The organism is Microbacterium sp. 18062 (genome assembly GCF_902706225.1).
GTDB lineage: Bacteria > Actinomycetota > Actinomycetes > Actinomycetales > Microbacteriaceae > Microbacterium.
The window spans coordinates 14,236-38,615 of the sequence record NZ_CACSKB010000013.1 but is presented as its reverse complement, the minus strand read 5'-3'; the positions used below and the strand labels follow the sequence as shown (position 1 = coordinate 38,615).

General features: G+C 67.0%; 20 protein-coding genes. 13 read left to right on the top strand and 7 right to left on the bottom strand.

Annotation, left to right across the window (positions count from 1 at the left end):
- Window positions 1–79: 79 nt before the first annotated feature.
- From GVL03_RS06835 to GVL03_RS06820, 4 genes are all read left to right on the top strand, one after another.
- Window positions 80–922, top strand: a complete 843-nt coding sequence (locus GVL03_RS06835) for an ABC transporter permease (RefSeq protein WP_159500239.1) — start codon at window positions 80–82, stop codon at window positions 920–922.
- A complete protein-coding gene (locus GVL03_RS06830; RefSeq protein WP_159500238.1) occupies window positions 919–1,731 on the top strand; it encodes an ABC transporter ATP-binding protein in 813 nt (270 codons plus the stop codon). Before GVL03_RS06835 ends, GVL03_RS06830 begins: the two co-directional genes overlap by 4 nt.
- Window positions 1,728–2,546 (top strand): ABC transporter ATP-binding protein, encoded by an 819-nt coding sequence (locus GVL03_RS06825; RefSeq protein WP_159500237.1) that lies wholly within the window; start codon window positions 1,728–1,730, stop codon window positions 2,544–2,546. The genes GVL03_RS06830 and GVL03_RS06825 overlap by 4 nt, the downstream gene beginning before the upstream one ends.
- Window positions 2,547–2,707: 161 nt before the next feature.
- Window positions 2,708–4,303, top strand: a complete 1,596-nt coding sequence (locus GVL03_RS06820; RefSeq protein ID WP_159500236.1) for an ABC transporter substrate-binding protein — start codon at window positions 2,708–2,710, stop codon at window positions 4,301–4,303.
- Between the two features lie 63 nt (window positions 4,304–4,366).
- Here GVL03_RS06820 and GVL03_RS06815 read toward each other — a convergent pair whose 3' ends face one another.
- On the bottom strand, window positions 4,367–5,392 hold the full coding sequence (locus GVL03_RS06815) for a LacI family DNA-binding transcriptional regulator (protein ID WP_159500235.1): 1,026 nt from the start codon (window positions 5,390–5,392) through the stop codon (window positions 4,367–4,369).
- An 89-nt stretch (window positions 5,393–5,481) separates the two neighbouring features.
- Between GVL03_RS06815 and GVL03_RS06810 the strand changes: the two genes are divergently transcribed.
- Together GVL03_RS06810 and GVL03_RS06805 are read left to right on the top strand one after the other, a co-directional pair.
- Window positions 5,482–6,864: an NtaA/DmoA family FMN-dependent monooxygenase gene (locus GVL03_RS06810; RefSeq protein ID WP_159500234.1), complete on the top strand. Its 1,383-nt coding sequence runs from the start codon at window positions 5,482–5,484 to the stop codon at window positions 6,862–6,864.
- A 127-nt stretch (window positions 6,865–6,991) separates the two neighbouring features.
- Entirely contained in the window at window positions 6,992–8,071 is a 1,080-nt protein-coding gene (locus GVL03_RS06805; protein WP_159500233.1) for an aldo/keto reductase, read from the top strand.
- Window positions 8,072–8,648: 577 nt separating this feature from the next.
- Here the strand turns inward: GVL03_RS06805 and GVL03_RS06800 are convergent.
- Window positions 8,649–9,881 carry an MFS transporter gene (locus tag GVL03_RS06800; protein WP_159500232.1) on the bottom strand — a complete coding sequence of 411 codons (1,233 nt, stop codon included), beginning with the start codon at window positions 9,879–9,881 and terminating at the stop codon, window positions 8,649–8,651.
- Between the two features lie 263 nt (window positions 9,882–10,144).
- Between GVL03_RS06800 and GVL03_RS06795 the strand changes: the two genes are divergently transcribed.
- Together GVL03_RS06795 and GVL03_RS22010 are read left to right on the top strand one after the other, a co-directional pair.
- Window positions 10,145–11,146 (top strand): aldo/keto reductase, encoded by a 1,002-nt coding sequence (locus tag GVL03_RS06795; protein WP_159500231.1) that lies wholly within the window; start codon window positions 10,145–10,147, stop codon window positions 11,144–11,146.
- A 73-nt stretch (window positions 11,147–11,219) separates the two neighbouring features.
- On the top strand, window positions 11,220–11,807 hold the full coding sequence (locus GVL03_RS22010) for a hypothetical protein (RefSeq protein WP_200847083.1): 588 nt from the start codon (window positions 11,220–11,222) through the stop codon (window positions 11,805–11,807).
- Between the two features lie 221 nt (window positions 11,808–12,028).
- Here GVL03_RS22010 and GVL03_RS06785 read toward each other — a convergent pair whose 3' ends face one another.
- Genes GVL03_RS06785 through GVL03_RS06775 form a run of 3 tightly spaced genes read right to left on the bottom strand, consistent with a single transcriptional unit; the run spans window position 12,029 to window position 13,754 of the window.
- Window positions 12,029–12,553 carry a hypothetical protein gene (locus GVL03_RS06785; RefSeq protein WP_159500230.1) on the bottom strand — a complete coding sequence of 175 codons (525 nt, stop codon included), beginning with the start codon at window positions 12,551–12,553 and terminating at the stop codon, window positions 12,029–12,031.
- Window positions 12,550–13,095, bottom strand: a complete 546-nt coding sequence (locus tag GVL03_RS06780) for a hypothetical protein (RefSeq protein ID WP_159500229.1) — start codon at window positions 13,093–13,095, stop codon at window positions 12,550–12,552. Before GVL03_RS06780 ends, GVL03_RS06785 begins: the two co-directional genes overlap by 4 nt.
- The gene (locus GVL03_RS06775; RefSeq protein ID WP_235038051.1) at window positions 13,092–13,754 is read right to left on the bottom strand and encodes a hypothetical protein; all 663 of its coding nucleotides are present in this window, start codon (window positions 13,752–13,754) and stop codon (window positions 13,092–13,094) included. Before GVL03_RS06775 ends, GVL03_RS06780 begins: the two co-directional genes overlap by 4 nt.
- A 103-nt stretch (window positions 13,755–13,857) precedes the next feature.
- Between GVL03_RS06775 and GVL03_RS06770 the strand changes: the two genes are divergently transcribed.
- Window positions 13,858–17,586 carry a bifunctional proline dehydrogenase/L-glutamate gamma-semialdehyde dehydrogenase gene (locus GVL03_RS06770; RefSeq protein WP_159500227.1) on the top strand — a complete coding sequence of 1,243 codons (3,729 nt, stop codon included), beginning with the start codon at window positions 13,858–13,860 and terminating at the stop codon, window positions 17,584–17,586.
- Between the two features lie 40 nt (window positions 17,587–17,626).
- Here the strand turns inward: GVL03_RS06770 and GVL03_RS06765 are convergent, their stop codons facing one another.
- Both GVL03_RS06765 and GVL03_RS06760 read right to left on the bottom strand, forming a co-directional pair.
- Window positions 17,627–19,573, bottom strand: a complete 1,947-nt coding sequence (locus GVL03_RS06765) for an MDR family MFS transporter (RefSeq protein ID WP_235038050.1) — start codon at window positions 19,571–19,573, stop codon at window positions 17,627–17,629.
- Between the two features lie 202 nt (window positions 19,574–19,775).
- The gene (locus GVL03_RS06760; RefSeq protein ID WP_159500226.1) at window positions 19,776–21,065 is read right to left on the bottom strand and encodes a glycosyltransferase; all 1,290 of its coding nucleotides are present in this window, start codon (window positions 21,063–21,065) and stop codon (window positions 19,776–19,778) included.
- A gap of 80 nt (window positions 21,066–21,145) precedes the next feature.
- Between GVL03_RS06760 and GVL03_RS06755 the strand changes: the two genes are divergently transcribed.
- The 4 genes from GVL03_RS06755 (at window position 21,146) to GVL03_RS06740 (ending at window position 24,322) form a co-directional block, all read left to right on the top strand.
- Complete coding sequence (locus GVL03_RS06755; RefSeq protein WP_159500225.1) at window positions 21,146–21,790, top strand: TetR/AcrR family transcriptional regulator; 645 nt, start codon at window positions 21,146–21,148, stop codon at window positions 21,788–21,790.
- A 128-nt stretch (window positions 21,791–21,918) separates the two neighbouring features.
- Window positions 21,919–22,788, top strand: coding sequence for a dimethylargininase (gene ddaH, locus GVL03_RS06750; RefSeq protein WP_159500224.1), 870 nt, complete (start codon window positions 21,919–21,921; stop codon window positions 22,786–22,788).
- Window positions 22,785–24,005, top strand: coding sequence for an ornithine--oxo-acid transaminase (gene rocD / locus GVL03_RS06745; RefSeq protein ID WP_159500223.1), 1,221 nt, complete (start codon window positions 22,785–22,787; stop codon window positions 24,003–24,005). The genes ddaH and rocD overlap by 4 nt, the downstream gene beginning before the upstream one ends.
- Window positions 23,966–24,322, top strand: coding sequence for a VOC family protein (locus GVL03_RS06740; RefSeq protein ID WP_159500276.1), 357 nt, complete (start codon window positions 23,966–23,968; stop codon window positions 24,320–24,322). Before rocD ends, GVL03_RS06740 begins: the two co-directional genes overlap by 40 nt.
- The last annotated feature ends 58 nt before the right edge of the window (window positions 24,323–24,380 follow it).

Here is a 24,380-nt window from a genome sequence, read left to right as displayed (position 1 = left end):
TCAGCATGCCCCAGCTGCCCGCTTTATAGAGCAGTCTCAGCAGGCGGCCGCAGAGCCAGCAAGGTCGAACGAGCCGTCGGTGAGCGGAGGCCTCGCGGTCTCGCGGAAGAAGCTGCCTCTGTCCCTGAAGATCGGGGGAGCGATGATGGCCTTCTATTTCGTGGTGGCGGTTATCGGCTTGGTCTGGACTCCGTTCGATCCGCGGCTGACGGGGCAGGGCCCGACGCTAGTTCCTCCTGAGGAAACTCACTGGTTTGGGACGGATCGCTTAGGACGGGACATCTTTAGCCAAACGATCTACGCAACCCACCTCGATCTGGGGATCGTTCTCATCTCGGTAGCGACATCATTCGTCGTCGGTTCCGTCGCAGGAGTGCTCTCTGGGTATTTCAGAGGATATCTCGATGTGATCACGACGAGAGTTCTCGAGGTTCTTCAAGCCTTTCCTAGCCTCCTTCTTGCAATCTTCCTTGCGCAGGTTGCCGGTCCCGGAGTCGCCACCATTGTCATCGTGCTGACGATCAGCGGGATTCCAAACTATGTCAGGTTAGCGCGAGTACAGATGTTGTCTCTGCGAACGGCACAATACGCGGATGCTGCGCGTCTGGCAGGTGTTCCCCCATTTCGAATCGCATTCCAACACCTTTTGCCGAATGCGATCGGACCACTGGTCGCATATACATCGATCAACGCGGCTTGGTCCGTCCTCATCATCGCCAGTCTGGGTTTCGTAGGCGTGGGTCTTCCTCCGGGGATGCCCGAGTGGGGTTCGATCATTGAGTCCGGCCGTGACGCCATCATGTCCGGTCAGTGGTGGGTTCTGGTGTTCCCCGGAATCGCCGTCTCCGGACTTGCTGCGACCTTTTATCTTATCGGTGACGGCCTGAGTGATCTCTTCGACCCGCGAAGGAGAGGGGCATGACGGGTGCTCTCAATGATGACATCGTTCTCGAAGTTGACAATCTGACCGGGCACTTCGAGGGGCAGAGTAGCTCAACTCTTCGAGGAGTCACGTTCTCGGTGCGGAAAGGCGGTCTCACCGCGATCGTCGGTGAGACCGGGAGTGGGAAATCCCTCACCGCGCTGTCCGCCTTAAGGATTGCCCCGAGGAACTTCGTTGTCGATAGTGGCGTCATCCGTTTCTGTGGCGTGGATCTGCTGAGTATGGACAACGCCGAGATCAAGTCCATGCGAGGCGCAGGCATCGCAATGGTGTTTCAGGATGCGCGGACTGCACTGAACCCTTTGATGACCGTGGGTACTCAGTTGTCGCAGGTTTGCCGGCTCCATCGCAAGGTTTCGAAGCGAGAGGCTGACCTCATTGTCTGTGAGGCGTTGGAGAGGGTGGGCATCAAGGAACCTCGACGACGCAGCAAGCAGTATCCGCACGAGTTCTCTGGGGGAATGGCGCAGCGTGTCATGATCGCGATGGCGCTTATCTGCCAGCCAGAGCTTGTGATCCTCGACGAGCCCACGACCGGTCTGGACGTGACAATTCAGGCCGGCATCATCGACCTGATCCTCGAGTTGGTCGATGGCGGAATGACGGGATGCCTCATCACTCACGATCTCGGTGTTGTCGCAGAGGCGTGCGATGAAGTCATCGTGATGCGTCACGGACAGGTGCTCGAAGGGGGTTCGACGCGAGATGTGTTCGAGCGCCCAATCCACGAATACACGCAGCTTCTTATTCGCGCCAGCGAGGAGATGTCTGAGGGGAGCAAGCCATGAGCGTTCCTGCACTACGCGTTGAGCGACTCGGCAAGACCTATGGATCTGGCGTGTTCAGGCAACACAGAACTGTAGCGGTGGACGACGTTAGTTTCGAGCTCTGGCCCGGGCAGACGGTGGCGCTCGTGGGGGAGAGCGGTTCCGGAAAGTCGACGATCGCGCGCTGCCTACTGGGACTGACCGCTCCCGACAGTGGCTCGATCAAGCTCGATGGGCACGAACTCAAGCAGCCGCGTACACGTGCTGAGCACCGCAGCATCCAGATGGTCTTCCAGGATCCGCATGCCTCTCTGAACCCCAGGCATGACGTGAGGCGGACCCTAGAAGCGCCACTGTACAACCTGCTCGAGATGCGCGCCAACGAACGCGAAGTCCGCATGCGAGAACTCATCGAACTCGTTCATCTGCACCCCGATCATCTGAAGCGTTACCCTCATGAATTGAGCGGCGGGCAACGCCAGCGGGTCGGGATCGCCCGGGCCTTGGCAGCCGACCCGAAGGTCCTCGTTCTCGATGAACCGACGTCCTCATTGGACGTCTCGGTTCGAGCTCATGTAGTGGACCTACTTGAAGACCTTCAGGAGCGACTGGGGCTCGCCTATCTCTTCATTACTCACGATCTCGCCGTTGTCCGACGAATCGCCGACGAAGTGCTCGTCATGACCGCAGGCCGTGTCGTCGAACGAGCGCCGGCTGAGGAGATCTATCGAGACCCGAAGGACGCGTACACGAGGCAGCTTCTCAGCGCCGTTCCCGTTCCGCGCTGGGAAGTGGACTCGCGTCGTCATTCTCGCAGGGTGCTCAGCCGTAAGTAACTCCCAGATCGGTTCCCCGACCCATACGACCCGCACCACAAGTCAGCGCCCGACAAGACAAGAGAAAGAGAGCAAGAATGCACGACTCTGCACATCGCAAAGCACGGCCACACGCACTCCGCTCAGTTCGTCCGATCGCAGCAGCGGCCATCGTCGTGGTGATGGCGCTCACCGGTTGTACCACCGGTTCCCCAGAGACTGGTACGAGCGCCGTTAGCGCTCCTGACCAGATCGTGATGGGCTGGTCCGGCGACATCAACTCGATGGACCCGCCGAACCAATCGAACACTTGGAACAACGAGTTCAGCCTGAATGTCTACGAAACCCTCTTGAGTCACTCTTATGTTGAGGATGGGGCGGATCAGCTGTGGCAGCCCAGTGAGTATGAGCCGGGTCTCGCTCAGTCGTGGGATATCGACGGGGCCACCGTGACCTTCCATCTGAATCCCGACGCGCAGTTCTATCCGAGTGGAAATCCGGTGACCGCCGACGACGTCTACTGGTCGTTCGTCCGCATTCTGCATGAGCCGTCGCAGTATGCCGTCTTCAACGCGTCCCTCGCTGGCATCTACGAACCAGAGGAACAGATCGAGGTGATCGACGAGCACACCGTCGCGATCACCTTCCGGAACCGGCTGGGCGAAGAGACGCTGGTTCCGCTGGCCCTGCCCATCATGCGATTCCCGCACTTCGCGATCATCGACTCCGTCGAGGCGAAGACCCATGCAACGGAGGACGACGAGTGGGCGACCGAGTATCTCGCGGAGAACGCTCTGGGTTCGGGCCCCTACTACGTCTCGTCCCGCACTCCGGGACAGGAGATGATCTTCGATGCTGTCCCTGACCACTATGCGGGAGATCCGGAGTTCTCACGGGTGATCGCTCGCATCACGGGCAGTGGCGACCAGGTCGCTCTGATGAAGAGTGGTTCGGTGGACTTCGTTCGCAACGGCCCGACTCAGGCGCAGTTCACTGAGCTCGAGAGCAGCGGATTCCATGTGCGCACCGGTTCGACGCGCATTCCGACGAGCATGCAGATCCTTGTGGCGACGGACGATCCCATCCTCGAGAACCAACTGGTTCGTCAGGCGCTTGCGTATGCGGTCCCTTACGAGCAGATCAATGACGTCGTGTTCTATGGTCGCGCCGAGCGCGACTATTCCGTGGTGAACCCTGCATCTCCTGGGTACGTTCCCGCTTGGAACATCTACGACACAGATCTCGAGACGGCGGCCGACCTCATAGAGCAGTCCGGGGTGGGTCCGATTACGGTTCCCCTCTTCTACAGCACGGGAGATTCCGACAACGAGGACGTGGCACTGCTCATCAAGGACTCATTCGAGCAGATCGGCGTGACGCTCGACTTGCGCGGACAGGATGCTGCCACCTTCTCATCAGAGAGAAGGGCGCGATCGACGGGTCAAGAATCGGATCACACGGGACTCGCTCTCAGCTCCGGAACAACCTGGCTGCTTGATGCTTCCAACCAGCTGGATTCCTTCACCGTGGCTAGCACGAACGCGTGGACTCGCTATGAGGGCGAACTGCTCGAGTCTGTAACCCTGGAATTCTCACAGAGTGACCAGGCAGAAGCTCGCGCTGAGGCCTACGGAGAAGTTCAGGCACAGATGGCCCAAGATGTGCCGGCGATTCCCATACTCATCACCGGAGTGACGATGGCTTCGGTACCGGAGTTGGGTATCTCCTTCACGAGTGATGTGGCGCTCCGCTACAAGCTGCTCTCCTGGAACGAGTAGCGAGAAACGGCAAGTTGTCGGCGGGACCTATGGCACACGGGACGAGGCTCCCGCCGACGACGGTCACCTTGCCGTTGATTGACGTTCGATGACCGAGAGAGGGAGGAAACTCGAATGGGATGTCGTACTGGAATCACTGTCCAGCTGCTCGAACATGAGTTCGGCGACCCGTTGCGCCTGCTCTTGGTTGTCCACGGTCAGAGAAGTCAAGGGTGGCTTGGTGTTCCGAGATCGGGTGCTGTTGGCATTGGTCATGACCATGACATCGCCGGGAATCTCCAACCCGAGCGAAATGATCTTCGACGTCGCCTCGGCGGCGAGCAAGTCGATGGGGGCATAAATGGCATCGAGCCGACCTGCCAAGTTCTGCAAGTGTTCATAGGCCTCGCCTGCCGCTCCGCCGCCACCGGCGATCGAGGCGGTCGCGATGTGAATCTCAAGGTCGTCGTCGCGGCCATGCTCTTTGGCGTATCGAGCGGCCGCAATGGTCGACACAAACGGCTCCTCGGACAGAATGAACCCGATTCGTCGTGCGCCCTTGGACCGAAGGTGCTCGACGGCGACATCGGCGCCGGCGTAGCCTCGGTCCAGATAGCTGACGGGCTCCGAAGTCTTCACTTTTCCGATCGTCACGACGGCGACACCTCGGTCGATGAACCTCTCCAGGATCGGGTCGTCGTCGATCGGATCGGTCATGATGACTCCGTCGACGTCGATCCTGTCGAAGTATCGCGGTTCAGAGATAGGCGGCGCGACGACCAGCGAGTATCCCTTGTCGAGCAGAAGGGGCGCCAAGCTCGTTGCCAGTTGCAGTATCACTGTGTACTGCGACTCGTTGGCGAGCACCGCGGCCGGCATGCTCGACACCGTTGCAATGGCGTAGGAACGTCCTCCGACAAGGCGCTGAGCTCGTATGTCGGGAACGTACTTGAGGTCGCGCGCGACTTTCCTGACCCGCTCCCGCGTCGCAGGGGTCATCCTTCCCTTCCCGTTCAGCGCCATCGAAGCGACGCCCTTCGAGACCCCGGCTGCTCGCGCCACATCAGCGATGGTTGCCCTCGACCTCCCAGTGGGCACACGAACGGACATGTAGTGAATCATATGCCTCCATCGGTGCAGCTGACGTCCGCCAGTCCAGACATGCGAACGAACCACAAGAAACAGATTGAGAGAACGAGATGAGCAATCGGATCTACTTGGGTGTCTTTGACCGCTTCGGAATTCGCGGAGATTGGGCTCACTCCAAGAGCGAGTCGTTGCGATATCGCGACATCGACTACTGGATCGAGAAGGCGAAGCTCTTGGATGAGGCCGGATTCGACTTCGTCTTCCTCGCTGATGTCCTCGGATATGGCACGGATGAGGACGGGCGCATTTCGAGAAGCGGTGTAGCTGGTGGTGGCTCTGTCCCGCGTATGGATGCACTCGCCGTGATCCCCGTGATGGCGGCGGTGACCGATCGACTCGGGTTCATCTCCACTATGACGACCGGACTTGAGCATCCGGCCAAGTTCGCACGAACACTGACTTCATTCGACCACATCACTGGTGGACGACTCGCCTGGAACATGGTGACGGGAGCCGCGCAGGATTCTGTCGCCCAACTGTACGGTCACGGGTCCACCATTCCGCACGACGAGCGGTACGAACGTGCCTCGGAGTTCCTCGAGGTGGCGATGAAATACTGGGAGGGCTGTTGGGAAGATGATGCGGTCCTGGAGGACCGCGTGAACCGAGTGTTTGCGGATCGTGACAAACTCCACCGAATCGAACACAATGGGCGCTTCTATGAGTCCAGCGGGTACCTCACTGGCGATCCTTCACCGCAACGCACGCCGGCCCTCGTGCAGGCAGGAAACTCCGAAGCAGGCATGGATTTCGCGGCGCGCTACGCGGAGGCCGTCTTCGTCCAAGGTCACATCCCGAACAGCATCCACGCAATCCAAGAGCGTGCAGTTGCGTTCGGGCGTCACCCTGGCGACATCAAGTTCTTCAGCGACATTAGGGTTTTCACAGGAGCTTCTGCAGAAGAGGCGGCGGAGGATCTCTCTGGCTGGACCTCCCGGCGCACTCCGGAGCAGACGGCAGCTGGATTCCGTACCCTCACCGGTATTGACCTTCTCAAGCTCGACCCGAAACTGCCCCTTACGCAACTCCCGCCCGAGAAGCTGCGAGTCGAGACAGGGCAGTCGAGCGTCGATAGGTGCATTGCCTTGCCGGGTGAGCCGGAGATCACTGTGGAGGAGATCCTTCGTACCTACATGGCGCCCTCCGGCTCCACCATCACCGGAACCGGCGAAGAGGTCGCGGACCGAATTATCGAGTACGTGGACGAGAACAACCTCGATGGAGTGATGATCGATCTCGTCTATGACTTGCACACGTGTCGCACATTCATCGAGAACGTGCTGCCAGCGCTGGAAGCCCGTGGCCGGCGGGTAGAACCGCAAGGTACCACTTTCCGCTCACGGTTGATGGGATATGGCGATCGCCTTCCTGATCGACATGTCGCGGGCGCTTTCCGCCCGAAGAGTGAAGCCTCGGCTTCTCCTATCGCGTAGTTGCGCGCATGCGATCGCATCGGGCCGACGGGAGTGTCTGGCGCTCTGACGATCGGGCTCCGTGTGGATGCTGATTGTGAATGAGCGAAGTGCAGAGCGAAATCGACATCTAACGAGAGAGGCCATCATGACGGACGGCAGCAATTGGTATCGTACTCTGGGCAGGACAGGTGTGAAGGTAAGCCCACTCACTCTGGGGGCGATGAACTTCGGAGCGAACTTCAACGGTGACCACGTTGAAGCGACACGGATGATCCATGCCGCGATCGATGGCGGGATAAACCTGATCGACACGGCGGACGTATACTCCCGGGGCGAGTCGGAGGAGATCGTCGGTACGGCGCTCGGAGGCCGTCGAGACGACATCGTGCTCGCCACCAAGTTTCACGGGAGCATGGGGTCCGACCCCAATCACGGTGGCAACTCACGCCGCTGGATCTATCGTGCTGTCGAGGACAGCCTGCGCCGTTTGAGCACTGACTATATCGACCTTTATCAGGTACACCGTCCGGATCCGAGCATCGACATGGATGAGACGTTTGGTGCGCTCTCCGACCTGGTTCGTGCCGGCAAGATCCGCTACTTCGGGACAACGACGTTCGAGGCGCACGAACTCGTCGAAGCCCAGCATCTCGCCGAGCGCCGCGGCTACGTGCGAGCAGTATCGGAGCAGCCGCCGTATTCTATCCTCGCTCGAGGAGCCGAACGCGCTGTGCTGCCGGTCACGCAGCAATACGGCATCGGCGTGCTGACGTGGAGTCCGCTGGCGGGAGGGTGGCTTTCCGGACGGTGGCGTCGCGGCGTTGATGTGCCAGCGTCTTCGACGCGGATGAAACACAATATCTGGCGGCATGACCCCGAACTCGAGGTGAACAGAATCAAACGTGAAGCCGCAGAAGATCTCGCTGATATCGCCGAATCGGCGGGGCTCAGCATGGTCGAGCTCGCGCTCGGCTTCGTGCTCCGCCACCCGGCGGTCACGAGCGTGATCATTGGTCCGCGCACGATGGAACAGCTGCGGGACCAACTAGAGGCTCCGAGCGTGGTTCTCGGTGACGATGTGCTCGACGCGATCGACGCGATCGTTCTCCCGGGCGTCACGATCAACGCGGCCGACGCCGGCTACGCGCCGCCCTCGCTCACCACTCCCTCCGCCCGCCGCAGGCACTTGGATGGGCCGGCTGTGGGCCTACAAGCGCAGACGTAACGAACCTGATCGGGCGGTGCGAGAAGAGTCAGCCGCGTAGTGTTGTGCAGATCGTGCCGCTGTGGACCGTTCGGCCCGGCGCTGGCGATCCTGATGCAGCCGGTTCGGAGCGACAGATGCCCTGATGCACTCCAGGCGGATCCGCTTGTCGTCGGCGCAACACGCGAACGATGTCGACGACGTCCTCCCAGGTCAACTCGGCGCGGATCTCCCTCCTCGTCGTCCAGGTTCGCCTCTGGCGTGGTGCGGATGTCTCGATCGGCGTGGCAGGCCCGACCACTCAGCATGGCCAGCGCGTTATTGACGCGTAGTGGTGCTCGGGCGGTCTGTGGCACCGGATAGCGCAGCACATGACACCTGGCCGGAATCTCGAGCCGGTTGCAGCGTGTCCGTCGGTGCAGTCGATCGGCACCGCTGTCGGCATCTCGATGGGTTCAACTTGCAGCCGGGCTTGGGCGCAGAAGGGACCGGTGATTTCTTGACGAGTGAGAGCAGCTTCGTTCCCAAGGGCATCTCTCCCCATTGACCCGGCGGACAGCTCAATCCATGTCAACGAGAGGGTCAAGGACGCGGTTTCTCATGCGGGGCCAGCCGCTAACCTTCTCCGATGGCGATCGATCAGGTACCACGACGCTGCAATTCCTGCGGCAGCCAGCCCTGCGGTGACTCCCAGCAACATCGAGACCCGAGGATTCGCCGCTTCTGCAACATACCCTATGAGCGGTGATCCGATCGGACTGCCACCCATGAGGATCGCCATGTAGAAGGAGATGACTCTCCCTCTCAGAGCTGATGGGGTGGTCGTCTGTACATACGCATTGGCAGACGTGAGCATCGTGAGAGAGAAGAAGCCGGCGGGGATCAGCGCGGCCCCGAACAGGACCATGTTCGGCATGACGGCTGCGAGGGCCAAGCTGAGGCCGAAGCAGGCGGCCGCCACAGTGATTACCCTCAATCGTGGCCGGTCTCTGCGAGCAGATGTCAGCCCACCCGCGAGCGAGCCGAGAGCGATCATCGACGACATCAGGCCGTAGGCTGCCGACCCAGCCCCGAACTCGATCCTTGCCATCGCTGCGATATAGACGGGAAAGTTCAGCCCCAGCGCTCCTACGACAAACACCATCGCGAAGATCACCAGGATGTCGGGTCGTGTTTGCAGGTACCGGAGGCCTCCGCGCACGTCTGCAGATCGTGCGCCCGTCCTTTTCGTCCCAGCGGTGCGGGCTGTGCGGATGAGCCCGACGAGCACCATGATGACCGCGACCGACATCGCGGCGTTAATCAGGAAGACCCAGCCTGGGCCGATGAGCGCGATGAGGAGACCCGCAACAGCGGGGCCGACCATACGAGCCGCATTGAAGGAAGACGAGTTCAGATTGACGGCGTTGGACAGCAGGCTCGACGGTACCAACTCACCGATGACTGCTTGTCGCGCCGGTGCGTCGAAAGCGGAGACGACGCCAGAGAGGAAAGCGAAAGCGAAAACGAGCGGAAGGTTCGCGGCGCCAAGAAGTGTGACGACGCCGAGAACGAGGCTGAACAGCGCAATCAAGGTCTGGGTTATCAGCAGCACGGTCTTGCGGTCGAAGCGATCGGCAACGGTGCCTGCGAGCGGGCTTAGAACCAACGCTGGAGTGAACTGTAGACCCATCGTGATCCCGACGGCGAACGCGTTGTTGTCGGTGAGGATCGCTAGAACCAGCCAATCCTGCGCGATGCGGTCCATCCAAGACCCGACATTGGAGACAAGGGCCCCGAAGAAGTACACGCGATAGCCGGGAACCTTCAATGACCGAAAGATTGCCGCCACGTTCTATCCTCCCGCGCATCTGAGACCACTCCTGACAAACCGGTTTTGCAAGCCTATCTAGGTTGCGTTTCCGGGTTATTTCGGTCAAGGGTCGCTGTCGCTGTCGCCAGAGGTGGGATGAAGGGTGCCAGCGGAGTTCGCTCGCTGATGGGTCCAGGTGAAACCAGCTGGAAACACGCGATATGTATCCTTTGAAAAACCGATTCGTCAGCCACGTGACCAGCGCGTTGTCGGCGCAATCCCCTTCGACTGAGGAGTCGCGGATGTCAGACGCTGCGTTACCAGATTTCCTTCCGTCTCGTTGCGCGGGTCGTAGCGGGCTCATGCTCCCTCCGCTGTCGCTGGGGCTCTGGCAGAATTTTGGCCGGACCCGCTCGTTTGAGTCGCAACGTGAGTTGATCCTCGCCGCGTTCGAGGCGGGCGTTTGGCACTTCGACAACGCCAATCGGTATGGGCCCCCGCATGGCTGGGCCGAAGAGGTGCTGGGTCGAGTCATCAGTGAGGATCTCGCCGCATATCGCAACTTGCTCGTCGTGTCGACGAAGGCCGGGAATCCGATCATGAACGGTCCATACGGACGGGGTGGATCACGCAAGCACTTGCTGGAGTCCCTAGATGACAGCCTCAAGCGGCTGAACCTCGATCATGTCGACATCTTCTATTCGCATAGTCCTGACAAGGATGTGCCTCTGGAAGAGACGGTCGCTGCGCTCGCGCACACGGTCACGAGTGGTAAGGCGCTATACGTCGGGATCTCCAACTATGGGGCGGAGGCTACGGCGGAGGTCGCGAGACTGCTCGCGTCCCTGGGGGTTCCACTCGTTCTGCACCAGCACAAGTACTCCCTGCTGCATCGCGATCCAGAAACGAATGGGGTTCACAGAACTCTCCGTGAGAACAGCATCAGCGGGATCGTCTACTCGCCTCTGGCGCAGGGGCTTCTCACCGACCGCTATCTGACCGGAAGGGTGCCGAGTGGAGCACGCGCCGAATCCAGTGTCTTCCTGACTGCTGATTTTCTCACTCAGGAGTATCTCGCTTACGTACAAGCACTGGCCGACGTTGCGGCCGAACGGAGTCAGACTGTAGCGCAGCTCGCTCTTCAATGGGTGATGCGGGATCCGACGATAGCGAGTGCGATCATCGGGGTCAGTTCTGTCGCACAACTACATGCCAACCTCGCGGCGCTGAACTCCCCACCGCTCGACGATGAAACCGTGACGCGGCTGAAGGGGCTATCACTTCAGGGCCGACTGGGCCACTGACGATCGAGCGGTCAATCCTGCCGCACTCGCCCAGCACGTAAACTTCAGCGCGCCGCGCTGAGCCGTTCCACGCGTGCGGGGCGGGGGCGACATCGACCGCGAGACGGCTCGCGCCCACGGTGGCCATCTCCGCGCCGCGATCGTCTCGGCGTCTCGGCTCGGAGTGCCCTACGTCGGCACCTTCCTCAGGCGGGATGTGCGTCGCAGCGTCCCGGAGAACATGGCGGAGGCCGAGCGCGCGCTCCCCCTGGTCGACTTCGCGCGCGAGCACGGGGTCTCGCTCGTGATCGAGAACTGCGTCATGGAGGGGTGGTATCCCGACGGATACCCGGGCAACATCGCGTACAGCCCGGAGGTGTGGGAGTGGATGATCGCGCTGGGATTTCGCCTCAACTGGGATCCGTCGCATCTTCCCCGCAGGTCCGGAAACCACTCACTCTGCCGCGGCGCCGTGTACGGCATTGGGCCACCCCACTCGCACGTGTCCTTCGACTTTGCGAAGGGACATCGTTCGATCCACGGTCGTCACGGAAGTCATCGAGCACTCACTCGCGCGCCCTACTTCGTCCGGGTCGCGTCGTTGATTCACACATCCGACATATCTGGCGTCGGCGCGATCGTCGACGCCGGAAGCTGTACGGCGGTCACCGCGGTGTCGTGAGAGGGATCGTGCGCGGCGATAGAGGCGCGTAGCGCGGCCGCGTGCGGACCATCCATCCAGGGAAACGTCTCCACGAGCGTCGCCGATGCCTCGAAACGAACACGACCGTGCGGCCGCGGGGCAGCGCGCCGAGGTCGGCAGTATTCATTCGGAGTGTGCTCACACTGCCACAGACGGCGACGCTCGCCGCGCTGCCCCCGGTGAGCACGCCGAGCATGCCGTCAGGGCGCGACGGGGAGGCGGAGGAAGCGGGGAAGCTCCTCCGCCGGGGCGATGTCGACGACGAACGGTCCGGCGGCGTCGTCCGGCAGGATGAAGGAGACGACGATCGTGTAGGGGGCGTCGGCGTCGGCGTCGCATGACGTCGCGCCGCCCGGCCCGAAGGACGAGAACGGCCGGGTGTCGTTCCACTGCCGTCCGTCGCCCCCGTCCTCGCGCAGGATCGGCGGTGCGCACGATGCCGGCGGGTCGTCCGGGCTGACGGGGACGGTGACCTCGAGCACGCGCGCGCCGTCCGGCGCCTCGATGCCGTCGGCGGTCGCCGGCGCCCATTCCGCCGTCGCCGGCCCCCAGAGATCGCCCGAGAACTCGACGCGGTCGCCGGCATCCGCCGTCACGGGCACCGACGGGAGTGCGCCGTGGCGATCGTTCCAGGCCGGCAGCGTGAGCGCCGCCGCCGTGGCCGGCACGACGACCGCGAGCGCGCACAGCGCCACGGCGTTCCGGCGCCACCACCCCCGGGTCACGGCGCGGCCCAGCCGGTGGGCACGAGGTCCGCCCGTGCCACGCGCGGCACGGCGTCCAGGGCGATCGGCAGCTCGAGCAACGAGTCCAGCCGCGTGTCCGCGTCGAGCCCCAGGCTCAGCGTCGCCGTGCCCGTCGGCGGGTCGCCCGGCAGCTCGAACGCCAGGCCGCCGGTGCGCGGGATGCCGACGCTCAGCGCCGCCCCCAGGAGGGAGGCCGGCCGCTCGCTCGCGCGATAGGTCGTCCCCCCGACCTCGAGGGTCGCCGCCGTCAGCAGGGCGTCGTCCTCCGCGACGACGGCCTGGGCGTCGAGGTCGACGACGAGCCAGGTGCCCTCGGCGCTCCACGCGCCGGCCGCGACCTCCCGCGCCATCCGGACGTCGATGACGGTGACCTCCAGATTGCGCCCCGCGGCCGCCTGCCCGAGCTCGAGCCGCACGGCGAAGGGGCTCTCGACGTCGTCCTGGGACGGCGTCGCCAGGGCGACGAGCCACGCCGCCATCAGCGCGCCCGCGCCGATCGTCCAGGTCAGCCACGGTCTCATCCCGCATCCACCCCCGCCCCCACGTCCCGGAGCGCGGCGGTCACGACGGCGACGGGCCGCGGGTCGTCCCAGAACTGCTCGTCGAGAACCATCGACCCGGTGTAGAGCGTCTCGTCGTGCAGGACGATCCGCAGCGCCTTGCCCTCGGCGTATCGCGTGCCGTCGACCGCCCACGCCACCACCAGCTCCGCCGGCACGCCAGGCTGCAGCCACGGGGTGAGTGTGCCGTCGTCGAGCCGGGCGACGCCGTCGGGCGCGGCATCCGGCATGTCCTCGATGCGCAGTGCATCCGAGACGCTCTCGTGCGTCCGGGTCGGCAGCGGGCGGTCCCAGAGGTTCTCGGCGACGACGACCACGACCAGCACGCGCTCGCCGTCCTCCACCGAGATCCCGGCCTCCGGAAGCTCGTCGATGAGCACGGCGCGCTCCACCATGACGGAGAGCTGGGCGTTGCGGTGCTCGTCGCCGGGTGACAGCTCGGCCGGCCCCGCCGCCTCGACCGTGGCGAGTCCGCCGAACGACGCGGTCGCGGCGAGGAACAGCGCCGTCGAGATCCCCGCGAACCACTTCGTCGGCACCCGGTCGGCGGCCGCACGCACCCAGCGGAACCGGCGGGGCGGCTCGGGCTGGGGGCTCGCGGGAGCCGCGGGTTCCGACATGGCGCCCAGCATAGAGCCGCGACCCGGTCGGATGCGGTGCCAGTACGTCCCGCGGGGCCCGTCGTTCCGCGGGAGGACGGGCCGCCGCGCTTAGGCTGAGGCCATGTCCCGGAGCAACGAAGACGGCTCGCCCGCGCCCCGCACCGAGGCCGAGGCGTCTCTCGCCGCCGACGCCGTCTCGCTCGCCCGGAGCTGGGTCGCCGAAGCGGCCGCCGTCGATGCGGATCCGGCCGCCGAACGGCTCGCCGGCATCCTGCGCGACCCCCGGGGCCTCCCCTTCGCGATCGGCTTCGTCGACGGGGTCATGCGGCCCGAGAGCCTGGCTGCAGCGGCGACCAACCTGAACCGCGTCGCCCCGCTCGTCCCGGACTTCCTGCCCTGGTACCTGCGCTCCGCCGTGCGGGTGGGCGGTGCCGTCGCCCCCGCGGTGCCGTCGCCGGTCGTGCCGATCGCTCGGCGGGTCCTGCGCGACATGGTCGGGCACCTCATCGTCGACGCCCGCCCCGACCGGCTCGGCCGCGCGATCGCGCGGCTGCGCGCCTCCGGCGCGCGGCTCAACCTCAACCTGCTCGGTGAGGCGGTGCTCGGCGAGCAGGAGGCCCGCCGCCGCCTCGACGGCATCCACGAGCTCGTGCGCCGCCCCGACGTCGACTACGTGTCGGTGAAGGTCTCCGCCATCGCGGGACGCATCTCGATGTGGGCGTTCGAGGAGGTCGTCGAGCGGGTCGTCGAGCGGCTCCTGCCGCTGTATCTCGCGGCGGCGACGGACGGCACGTTCGTGAACCTCGACATGGAGGAGTACCGCGACCTCGATCTCACGATCGCTGTCTTCACCCGCCTGCTCGAGGATGAGCGTCTCGCCGGGCTCGAGGCGGGCATCGTGCTGCAGACGTACCTGCCCGACGCGCTGCCCGCCCTCCAGCAGCTCACCGCCTGGGCGCGCCAGCGCGTCGACGGCGGGGGAGCGCCCATCAAGGTCCGTCTGGTCAAGGGCGCGAACCTCGCGATGGAGCGGGTGGAGGCGGCGATGCACGGCTGGCCGCAGGCCCCGTACGACACCAAGCTCGACACCGACGCGAACTATCTGCGCTGTCTGCGCTGGGCGTGCCGGCCCGAGCGCACGGACGCGGTGCGCATCGGCGTCGCCGGCCACAACCTGTTCGACATCGCCTACGCGTGGCTCCTCGCCGGGGATCGCGGCGTGCGCGAGCGGGTCGAGTTCGAGATGCTCCTCGGAATGGCGCAGGGCCAGGTCGAGGCGGTCGCCCGCACGGTCGGTCATGTGCTGCTCTACGTCCCGGTCGTCCGCCCCGACGAGTTCGACGTCGCGATCAGCTATCTCGTCCGCCGCCTCGAGGAGAACGCGGCGGAGGAGAACTTCCTCTCCGCCGCGTTCGACCTCGAGGACCGGCCCGAGCTGTGGATGCGGGAACGGGGTCGGTTCCTGGCATCCCTCGAGCGCGCCGACGACCCGGGTCTGCGCGTCGGTCCCCGGCGCGGACAGGACCGCGGGCGGCTTCCGGCCGACTCCTCCGACCCGACGATCCTCCGCTCACCCGCACCGACGCAGGAGATCGAGGGGCTCACCCAGGCGGTGCTCGGCATCGCCGCAGACCGAGCCGACCCCGACGTGCGGTCGGTGCTGTTCGGCGGCGCCGAGTTCGTCGAGACCGCCGTCTTCTCCGACCGGGAGTCCGCCGCCCGGGCCCCGGGCGCCCCCGGCTTCCGCAACGCCGCCGACTCCGACCCGGCGCTGCCCGCGGGTCGCGAGTGGGCGCGGGAGATCCTCGCCCGCGTCGAGAGCTCGACCGCGGGCGACGCCGACATCGCGGCCGCGCGCGTCGACGACGCCGACGCGCTCGAGCGGATCGTCGCTCGCGTGCGCGGCGGGGCCGAGACCTGGGGTGCCCTCCCCGCCGTGGATCGCGCCGTCGTCCTGCAGTCCGCCGGCCGGATGCTGGAGGCCCGTCGCGGGCAGCTGATCGAGGTCGCGGCATCCGAGACCGGCAAGGTGCTCGCCGAGGCCGACGTCGAGGTCAGCGAGGCCGTGGACTTCGCGAACTACTACGCGGCCACCGCCCGCGAGCTCGATCGGGTCACCGGCGCGGTCTTCGAGCCCTCGCGGCTCACGGTCGTGGCTCCCCCGTGGAACTTCCCGCTCGCGATCCCCGCCGGCGGCGTGCTGGCCGCCCTCGCCGCCGGGTCCGGCGTCGTGCTCAAGCCCGCCCCGCAGGCGCGACGCTCGGCCGCGGTCGTCGCCGCGGCGCTCTGGGACGCCGGGGTGCCTCGCGACGTGCTCGCGCTGGTCGACATCGAGGAGGGCGAGCTCGGGGAGCGCCTGATCGCGCACCCCGACGTCGACCGGGTGATCCTCACCGGATCCTGGGACACTGCGCGCCTGTTCCGCTCCTGGCGGGCGGACCTGCCGCTGCTGGCCGAGACGAGCGGCAAGAACGCGATGATCGTGACGCCGTCGGCCGACCTGGACCTCGCCGCGGCCGACCTCGTGAAGAGCGCTTTCGGGCATGCCGGGCAGAAGTGCTCGGCCGCGTCGCTCGCGATCCTCGTCGGCTCCGTGGGCCGGTCGGCGCGCTTCGCCCGGCAGCTCCAGGACGCGACGCGCTCGCTGCGCGTGGGGACCCCCGCCGACCCGCTCGCCGAGGTGGGCCCGATCATCGAGGTGCCGCAGGACAAGCTCGCGTGGGCGCTCGAGACGCTCGACGACGGCGAGAAGTGGCTGATCCGCCCCGAGCGGCTCGATGCGTCGCCGGAGCTCGCCGGACGCCTGTGGAGCCCCGGCATCCGCACCGGGGTCCAGCCGGGCTCGCGCTTCCACCTCGAGGAGTTCTTCGGCCCGGTGCTCGGCATCATGCACGCCTCGTCGCTGGCCGAGGCGATCGAGCTGCAGAACGCGGTCGCCTACGGGCTGACGGCGGGACTCCACACGCAGAGCCCCGAGGACCTCGCCCTGTGGCTGGAGCGGGTCGAGGCGGGGAACCTCTACGTCAACCGCGGGATCACCGGCGCCGTCGTGCAGCGGCAGCCCTTCGGCGGGTGGAAGCGGTCGTCGGTGGGTGCCGGCGCCAAGGCGGGTGGCCCGAACTACCTCGTGGGCCTCGGATCGTGGCGGCCGACCGCATCCGGCGCCGCATCGAGCACCCTGCACCTGCGCGGTCTCGACTCCCGCATCACGACGATCATCGAGGCGGCGCAGCCGTCGCTGGACTACGAACGGTTCGAGTGGCTGCGGCGCGCGGCGCTGTCGGACGCGGTCGAGTGGGACCGTGAGTTCGGCCGTATCAAGGACGTGTCGAAGCTCGGCGTGGAACGCAACCTCTTCCGGTACCGGCCGGTCGACGTCTCGGTGCGCGGCACGCGCGGCGCCGAGGTGCAGGAGGTGCTGCGCGTCGCGCTCGCCGGCATCCGCGCCGGGTCCGCCTTCACCCTGAGCGTCGCCGCGGGGCTGCCGGGCGGCATCCGCCGCGCGCTCTCCGAGGCGGGTGTGACCGTGCACGTCGAGACCGACGCCGAGTGGATCGAGCGGGCGACGCACGCCGGCATCGACGCGGCCGTCGCGCTCACCGCTACGGGGAGGGATGCCGCGCCCCCGCGTCCGCCGCGTGCCCGGCTGATCGGCCCCGCCGACGAGGTGCGGGCGCTGCACCGCGCTCTCGCCGAGGCGGTGGAGGGCGACCCCGATCTCGCGATCCGCGCCGGTGCCGTCACGACCGCCGGACGGCTGGAGCTGCTGCCGTTCCTGCACGAACAGGCGATCTCGATCACCGCGCACCGCTTCGGCAACCCCGACCCCTGGAGCGAAGCCGTCGTCTGAGCGGCGTCGGAGGGGGTGCCGCAGTCCGCCGGAGACGCCCTCAGCGGCGCTCGCGCAGCTCTCGCCGGGTGAGCGGGCGCCCGGTGCCCCCGGCATCCGCGCTCCCGGTCGTGCCGGCGTCGCCGTCGGCGCCGGCATCGGCATCGGCGTCCGGGGAGACGAGAGCGCCCGTGTCCGCGGCGGCCTGCGCGGCGAGCAGCGCCGCGTCGTCGGCGGCCTCCTGCAGCGCCGACTTCGCGCGCAGCGGCGGCGTCCGGAAGAACAGCGACAGCAGGAACGCCAGCAGCACGACGCCGAGAGCGACGCGGTAGATCACGACGGCGGAGTCGTTGAAGCCGACGAGGATCGGCTTCGCCAGCCGTGGGTCGGCCCCCGTGAGGAAGGAGGTGTCGTCCATCACCGCGCCGCCGAACGAGCTCTCGTCGCCGCCGCCGGTGAGGGACTGCTCGACCTGGGGCAGCACCGACGCGACGAAGGCGCTGCGCTGGTCGTCGTCGGAGAGGTCGACGGAGGAGGCGCTCGCCGCATCCGAGAGGCTCGACACGATCGGCGTGTAGATCTCGCTCATGATCGCGGCGTTCTCGGGGGCCGTCGCGACCGCCGGGTCGAGGGCGGCGTCGAGGGCGTCGCTCAGGGTCGTCTCGTCGGCGAAGGCGGTCTGGATGCCCGCGGGCACGAGGGTGAACAGCAGGGACAGCAGCACGGCGGTGCCGAGCGTGCCGCCGATCTGACGGAAGAACGTCGACGCGCTCGTCGCGACCCCCATGTCGCGCAGGCCCACCGAGTTCTGGCTCGCGATCGTGAGGGTCTGCATGAGCTGTCCGAGCCCGAGGCCGAGCAGCAGCATCGCTCCGGCGAGGTATGCGTACGAGCCGTCGGCGCGGAGGAACGTCAGAGCGAGGTAGCCCGCGGAGAGGCAGAGCGTGCCGAGGATCGGGAACATCCGGTACCTGCCGGTGCGGGCGATGACCTGACCGCTCGCGATGGAGGCGATCATGAGGCCGAGGATCATCGGCAGCATCTGCAGGCCGCTCTCGGTCGGGGTCGCGCCGAGCACGAGCTGGAGGTAGAGCGGCAGCGTCATCATCGCGCCGAACATGCCGAAGCCGACGAGCACGCCGATGACCGTCGCCATCGAGAAGGTCGGCGACCGGAAGAGCGTGAGCGGGATGAGGGCGTCGTCCTTCATGGCGCGCTCGACGAGGACGAACAGCACCACGCCGATCGCGCCGACGAGGTAGCAGCCGATCGACAGCGGCGACGTCCACCCCCACTCGCGGCCCTGCTCCGCCACGAGCAGCAGCGGGACGAGCGCGACGACCACGAACGTCGCACCCCACCAGTCGATCCGCACCGACTCGCGGGGGTGGCGCGGGATGTGCAGGAAGAGCAGCACGACGATCAGCGCGATGATGCCGATCGGCACGTTGATGAGGAAGACCCAGCGCCATCCGGCGATGAAGAGGATCTCGTTCGCCCCGGCGAAGACGCCGCCGATGAGCGGGCCGATGACGCTCGAGATGCCGAACACCGCGAGGAAGTACCCCTGGTACTTGGCGCGTTCGCGCGGCGCGAGGATGTCGCCCATGATCGCGAGCGGCATCGACATGAGCCCGCCCGCGCCGAGGCCCTGCACGGCGCGGAACGCCGCGAGCTGCACCATGTCGGTGGAGAAGCTGGAGAGCACCGACCCGACGATGAACACGGCGATCGCGAAGACGAAGAGCGGGCGCCGTCCGAAGATGTCGGAGAGCTTGCCGTAGATCGGCGTCGAGATCGTCGACACGATCAGGTACGCCGTCGTCACCCACGCCTGCAGGCTCAGACCGTCGAGGTCGTCGCCGATCGTCCGGATCGAGGTGCCGACGATCGTCTGGTCGAGGGCCGAGAGGAACATCCCGGCCATCAGGCCGAAGATCACGAGCAGGATGGCGCGGTGCGTCATCACGGGCTGGCCGGATGCGGCCGGCTGGGCGTTCTCGGACATGGGACCTCCGCGGGGGATCGAGCGGCCGGAACGCGCAGCGCCCGGCGGTGTCCCGCGGGGAGCGGAACGCCTCATCGTAGTGCCTGCGCTCCTGCGCGGCGAAGAAGACGGGTTTATCGTGATCGCGGCATCCCGACTCCTTCGATTGCGGCGCACCCCGCCACCCTGCCATGTCGGGGGCGCGGAGCAGGAGCGATCCCGGTCAGCGGGTCGGCGCGCCGGCTGCGACGGCCCGTGCGAGTCCCTGCTCGATCTCGTCGATCGTGCGGTGGCGGGCGATGTCGTCGCGCAGCCGCCGGGCCTCGGTGCGGAACCGGGGCTCCGTCAGCACTCTGCGCACCGCCGCGCGCACCGCATCCGGGGACGGGGTCCCGGTGCGCAGGTCGATGCCCGCGCCGGTCCAGGCCACGCGCGCGGTCACCTCGGGCTTCTCCTCGGTGACGCCGGCCAGCACGAGCGGGACGCCGTGCGACAGCGCCGCCTGGACGCCGCCGAAGCCCGCGTTGGTGACGAACACGTCAGCGCACGGCAGCAGCCGGTCGTAGCGGAGGTAGCTCGACGCGCGGGCGTTCGCGGGCAGCGGCCCGATCTCGGAGGCCGCACGCCCGCCGGCCGAGACGACGACGAGCACGTCCTCGTCGGCGAGGGCGTCGAGGGTGGGCCGCACCAGACGGCCGAAGTCGAGGTTGTCGATCGTGCCCTGCGTGACGTGCACGACGGGCCGCGATCCGTCGAGGTCGCCCCACCAGGTGGGCGACTCGCCCGCGGTCGGGTCCTGCGGGATCACGCCCACGTACGAGACGTTGGGGCTCAGGCGGGGGCGAGGGTAGTCGAGCGCGCGAGGGCCGGTCTGGAAGAAGAGGTCGTAGCGGCCGGCGACCTCCATGATCGGGAAGTCCAGCGTGCGCCCGATCTCGGCGTGGACGCGCCGGGCCGCCTGCTGCACCCCGCGGAACAGCACCTTCTGCGCCAGCACCCCCATCGCCCGGTACCGCCAGCGGTCCCATGCGGTGCGCGCGGGCGCGAGACCGAGTCCGTGCGGCGCGACGCCGACGTCGGACTGACTGAGCGGGGTGACGCCCAGTGCCGCGACGACGGGCCGGGGGCCCGGGTCCCGGGTGAGGGGGATCGCGCCGGCGAACGCGTTGTCGACGAGCACCGCATCGGGCGAGAGGTCGGAGACGAGCGTGGAGACGGCGCGGAACTGGTCGGGGATCGTCTCGACGAACAACGACCGGATCTCGTACTGCGCGCGGCGGATGCCGGTGTACGACTCGCGGTCGGGGATCACCGTGTCGGGGTCGCGGTCGTCGAAGTCGGCGCGTCCCGGGAGAGGCTCGAAGCTCAGGCCGCGGCGTTCGACGGCGTCGCGGAAGCGCGTGCCGGTCAGCATCGTGACATCGTGACCTCGGTCGAGGAGCGCGGCTCCGACCTGCAGCACGGGACCGACGTGCCCGTGGATCGGGCTGGAGGCGAGCAGGTAGGTTGCCATTGTGGGCTCCGGGTTCTATTGGATAGATTCTGAATCTAACCATAATGACGGAACGCCGTAAAGAGACAGGAGGTCGCCGGATGTCGCCACGTCGCTACTCCTCGCCGCTGCGCGAGGCCGAGGCCGCCCGCACGCGCGCGCGCATCGTCTCCGCCGCCGGCGTGCGGTTCGCGCGCGACGGGTACGCGGCGACCACGATGAAGGCGATCGCCGAGGAGGCGGGCGTCTCGGTGCAGTCGGTCCACCTGGCGGGTTCCAAGTCCGCCCTGCTGATCGCGGCGTTCGAGCTGTCGTTCGCCGGGGACGAGGGCGAGCACAGTCTGAGCGAGCGGCCGCAGATGGCCGACATCATGGCGCGCGAGAGCGTGGACGACGTGCTGGCCGGCTGGCTCGACTACGTCGCTGCCGCCAATGCGCGGACGGCCGGGCTGTCGCGCGCGATGGTGACCGCGGGAGAGGTCGACGAGACCGCGGCCGCGGCGGTGGCCGACCTCAACCGCCGCCGGCGGCGCGACATGCGGCTCGCGGCGGGGTGGGCGGTGTCGCGCAGACTACTGGCGGAGCAGGCGGCGGAGCAGGCCGCCGACGAGATCAGCTTCGTGATCGGGCCCGAGGCGTACGACTTCTTCGTCGTGCAGGCGGGCTGGTCGCAGCGTCGGTACCGTGCGTGGCTGGAGGTCGCGATGCGCGGCCTGATGGGTCGATGGGCGGAGGCGCTCTCCTAGACCCGTGTCCGAATTCCCTCTCCGGGGTTTTCGAGCGAGAATGGGTGACGGCGTGCCCGTGCGTCGGCATCCATGTGCTCCGCCGGGCCTGGAGGACAGCGTCCGCCACCGTCCACGCAAGGATCAACATGTCCCTCCCCGTGCCTTCCCGCCGCATCGCCCAGCACCGCACCTACCTCATGTGCCGCCCGGATCACTTCACGGTCAGCTACTCGATCAACCCGTGGATGGAGCCGGCCAAGCCCACCGACACGGCGCTCGCCCTGCGCCAGTGGCAGGCCCTCCACGACGTCTACGTCGCGCTCGGCCACGACGTGCGACTGGTCGACGCCGTGCCGGGGCTTCCCGACATGGTCTACACCGCGAACGGCGGCTTCCTCATCGACGGGGTCGCCTACGGTCCCAAGTTCCGCTTCGCGGAGCGCGCCGGCGAAGCGGAACCCTTCATGGCATGGTTCGCCGCGAACGGCTACCGCGTCGCCGAGCCCGTCGAGGTCAACGAGGGCGAGGGCGACTTCCTGCTCGTCGGCGACACGATCCTCGCCGGCACCGGATTCCGCTCGACCGGCGACAGTCACCGCGAGGTCGGTGAGGTGTTCGGCCGGGAGGTCGTCTCGCTGACCCTCGTCGACCCGCGCTTCTACCACCTCGACACCGCGATCGCCGTGCTTGATCCGGTCGAGGGCGCGGACGGCGTCGAGAGGGCCAACATCGCCTACCTGCCCAGCGCGTTCGACGCCGACAGTCGCGCGATCCTCGAGGAGCGCTTCCCCGACGCGATCCTCGTCTCGGATGCGGACGGCGACGTGTTCGGCCTCAACTCCGCCAGCGACGGGCTCAACGTGCTCATCTCGCCCCGGGCGACCGGGTTCGAGGCGCAGCTGCGCGAGCGCGGCTACAACCCGATCCTCATCGACCTCTCCGAACTCCTCCTCGGCGGGGGCGGCATCAAGTGCTGCACCCTCGAACTGCGCTCAGAAAGGCAGAACGCATCATGACCACCCCGCGCCTGGACACCGCCACGATCGACATCATCGCGGCCGAGGAGGACCACCTCGCCCACAACTACCATCCGCTGCCGGTCGTCATCGCGCGCGGCGAGGGATCGTGGGTGACCGATGTCGAGGGCAAGCGCTATCTCGACCTGCTGTCGGCGTACTCGGCGCTGAACTTCGGGCACCTGCATCCGGCGATCGTCGCCGTCGCGCAGGAGCAGCTGGGCCGTCTCACCCTCACCAGCCGGGCGTACCACAACGACCAGCTCGGCGTCTTCGCGGACGCGCTCGCGAAGCTGTGCGGCAAGGACCTCGTGCTGCCGATGAACACCGGAGCCGAGGCCGTCGAGACCGCCATCAAGGTCGCCCGCGCCTGGGCCTACCGGGTCAAGGGGGTCGCGGCCGACCGGGCGACGATCATCACGGCGGCGGGCAACTTCCACGGCCGCACCACGACGATCGTCGGCTTCAGCGACGACCCGTCCGCGCGCGAGGGCTTCGGGCCGTTCGCCCCGGGCTTCGCGACCGTCCCCTACGGCGACGCCGCGGCGATCGAGGCCGCCATCGAAGAGAACACCGCGGCCGTGCTGATCGAGCCCATCCAGGGCGAGGCCGGCGTCGTCGTCCCGCCGGAGGGGTACCTGCGCGCCGTGCGCGAGATCTGCACGCGCCGCGGCGTGCTCTTCGTCGCCGACGAGATCCAGTCCGGCCTCGGCCGGGTCGGCCACACCTTCGCGTGCGATCGGGAGCAGGTCGTGCCCGACGTGTACGTGCTCGGCAAGGCGCTGGGCGGGGGCATCCTGCCGGTGTCGGCGGTCGTCGCGGACCGGGACGTGCTCGGCGTCATCCGCGCGGGCGAGCACGGCTCGACCTTCGGCGGCAACCCGCTCGCCGCGGCCGTCGGGCACCGCGTCGTCGAGATGCTCGCGACCGGCGAGTTCCAGCGGCGTGCCCTGGCGCTCGGCGAGCACCTCGAGTCGCGACTGGCCGACCTCGTCGGCAAGGGGGTGACCGCCGTGCGGGTCGTGGGTCTGTGGGCGGGCATCGACATCGACCCGGCGGTCGGCACCGGGCGTGAGATCGCCGAGCGCCTGCTCGGCCGCGGCGTGCTGGTGAAGGACACCCACGGCCAGACGATCCGCATCGCCCCGCCCCTCGTCATCCGGGGGACCGAGCTCGACTGGGCGATCGAGCAGCTGCGCGTCGTGCTCGAGGGCTGAGGCCCGCGTCCGCCGCGCGTGCCTTCTATTCCGAGACGCTCGGGTTCGACGTCACCGCGGAGGCGGACGGCGCCCTGTTCTACTCGGCGGGCGGGTACCACCATCACCTCGCGACGAACACGTGGCAGAGCGCGGGCGCCGGGGCGCGTTCCGGTGCGATCGGTCTGGAGCGCGTGACGGTGGTCCTCCCCACGCGCGACGACGTGGAGGAGGTGGCCGAACGCCTCGATGCCGCCGGCGCGGCCTACGAACGCTCGGACGACGCGCTCGAGGTCGCCGATCCCTGGGGCAACGGCGTGAGGATCGTCGTCGGCTGAGACGGGCTCGTGCCCCGGCATCACGGCCCGGTCCGTGGAAACAATTCCGCAACACGGC

Bases quoted from the DNA above. Each gene is read 5' to 3' on its own strand.
- GVL03_RS06760 (WP_159500226.1), bottom strand. From the start codon at position 21,065: ATGGCAACCTACCTGCTCGCCTCCAGCCCGATCCACGGGCACGTCGGT.
- rocD (WP_159500223.1), top strand. From the start codon at position 22,785: ATGACCACCCCGCGCCTGGACACCGCCACGATCGACATCATCGCGGCC.
- GVL03_RS06815 (WP_159500235.1), bottom strand. From the start codon at position 5,392: ATGTCCGTTCGTGTGCCCACTGGGAGGTCGAGGGCAACCATCGCTGAT.
- GVL03_RS06830 (WP_159500238.1), top strand. From the start codon at position 919: ATGACGGGTGCTCTCAATGATGACATCGTTCTCGAAGTTGACAATCTG.
- GVL03_RS06775 (WP_235038051.1), bottom strand. From the start codon at position 13,754: ATGTCGGAACCCGCGGCTCCCGCGAGCCCCCAGCCCGAGCCGCCCCGC.
- GVL03_RS06795 (WP_159500231.1), top strand. From the start codon at position 10,145: ATGTCAGACGCTGCGTTACCAGATTTCCTTCCGTCTCGTTGCGCGGGT.
- ddaH (WP_159500224.1), top strand. From the start codon at position 21,919: ATGTCCCTCCCCGTGCCTTCCCGCCGCATCGCCCAGCACCGCACCTAC.
- GVL03_RS06770 (WP_159500227.1), top strand. From the start codon at position 13,858: ATGTCCCGGAGCAACGAAGACGGCTCGCCCGCGCCCCGCACCGAGGCC.
- GVL03_RS06780 (WP_159500229.1), bottom strand. From the start codon at position 13,095: ATGAGACCGTGGCTGACCTGGACGATCGGCGCGGGCGCGCTGATGGCG.
- GVL03_RS06810 (WP_159500234.1), top strand. From the start codon at position 5,482: ATGAGCAATCGGATCTACTTGGGTGTCTTTGACCGCTTCGGAATTCGC.
- GVL03_RS06805 (WP_159500233.1), top strand. From the start codon at position 6,992: ATGACGGACGGCAGCAATTGGTATCGTACTCTGGGCAGGACAGGTGTG.
- GVL03_RS06825 (WP_159500237.1), top strand. From the start codon at position 1,728: ATGAGCGTTCCTGCACTACGCGTTGAGCGACTCGGCAAGACCTATGGA.
- GVL03_RS06765 (WP_235038050.1), bottom strand. From the start codon at position 19,573: ATGTCCGAGAACGCCCAGCCGGCCGCATCCGGCCAGCCCGTGATGACG.
- GVL03_RS06755 (WP_159500225.1), top strand. From the start codon at position 21,146: ATGTCGCCACGTCGCTACTCCTCGCCGCTGCGCGAGGCCGAGGCCGCC.
- GVL03_RS06820 (WP_159500236.1), top strand. From the start codon at position 2,708: ATGGCGCTCACCGGTTGTACCACCGGTTCCCCAGAGACTGGTACGAGC.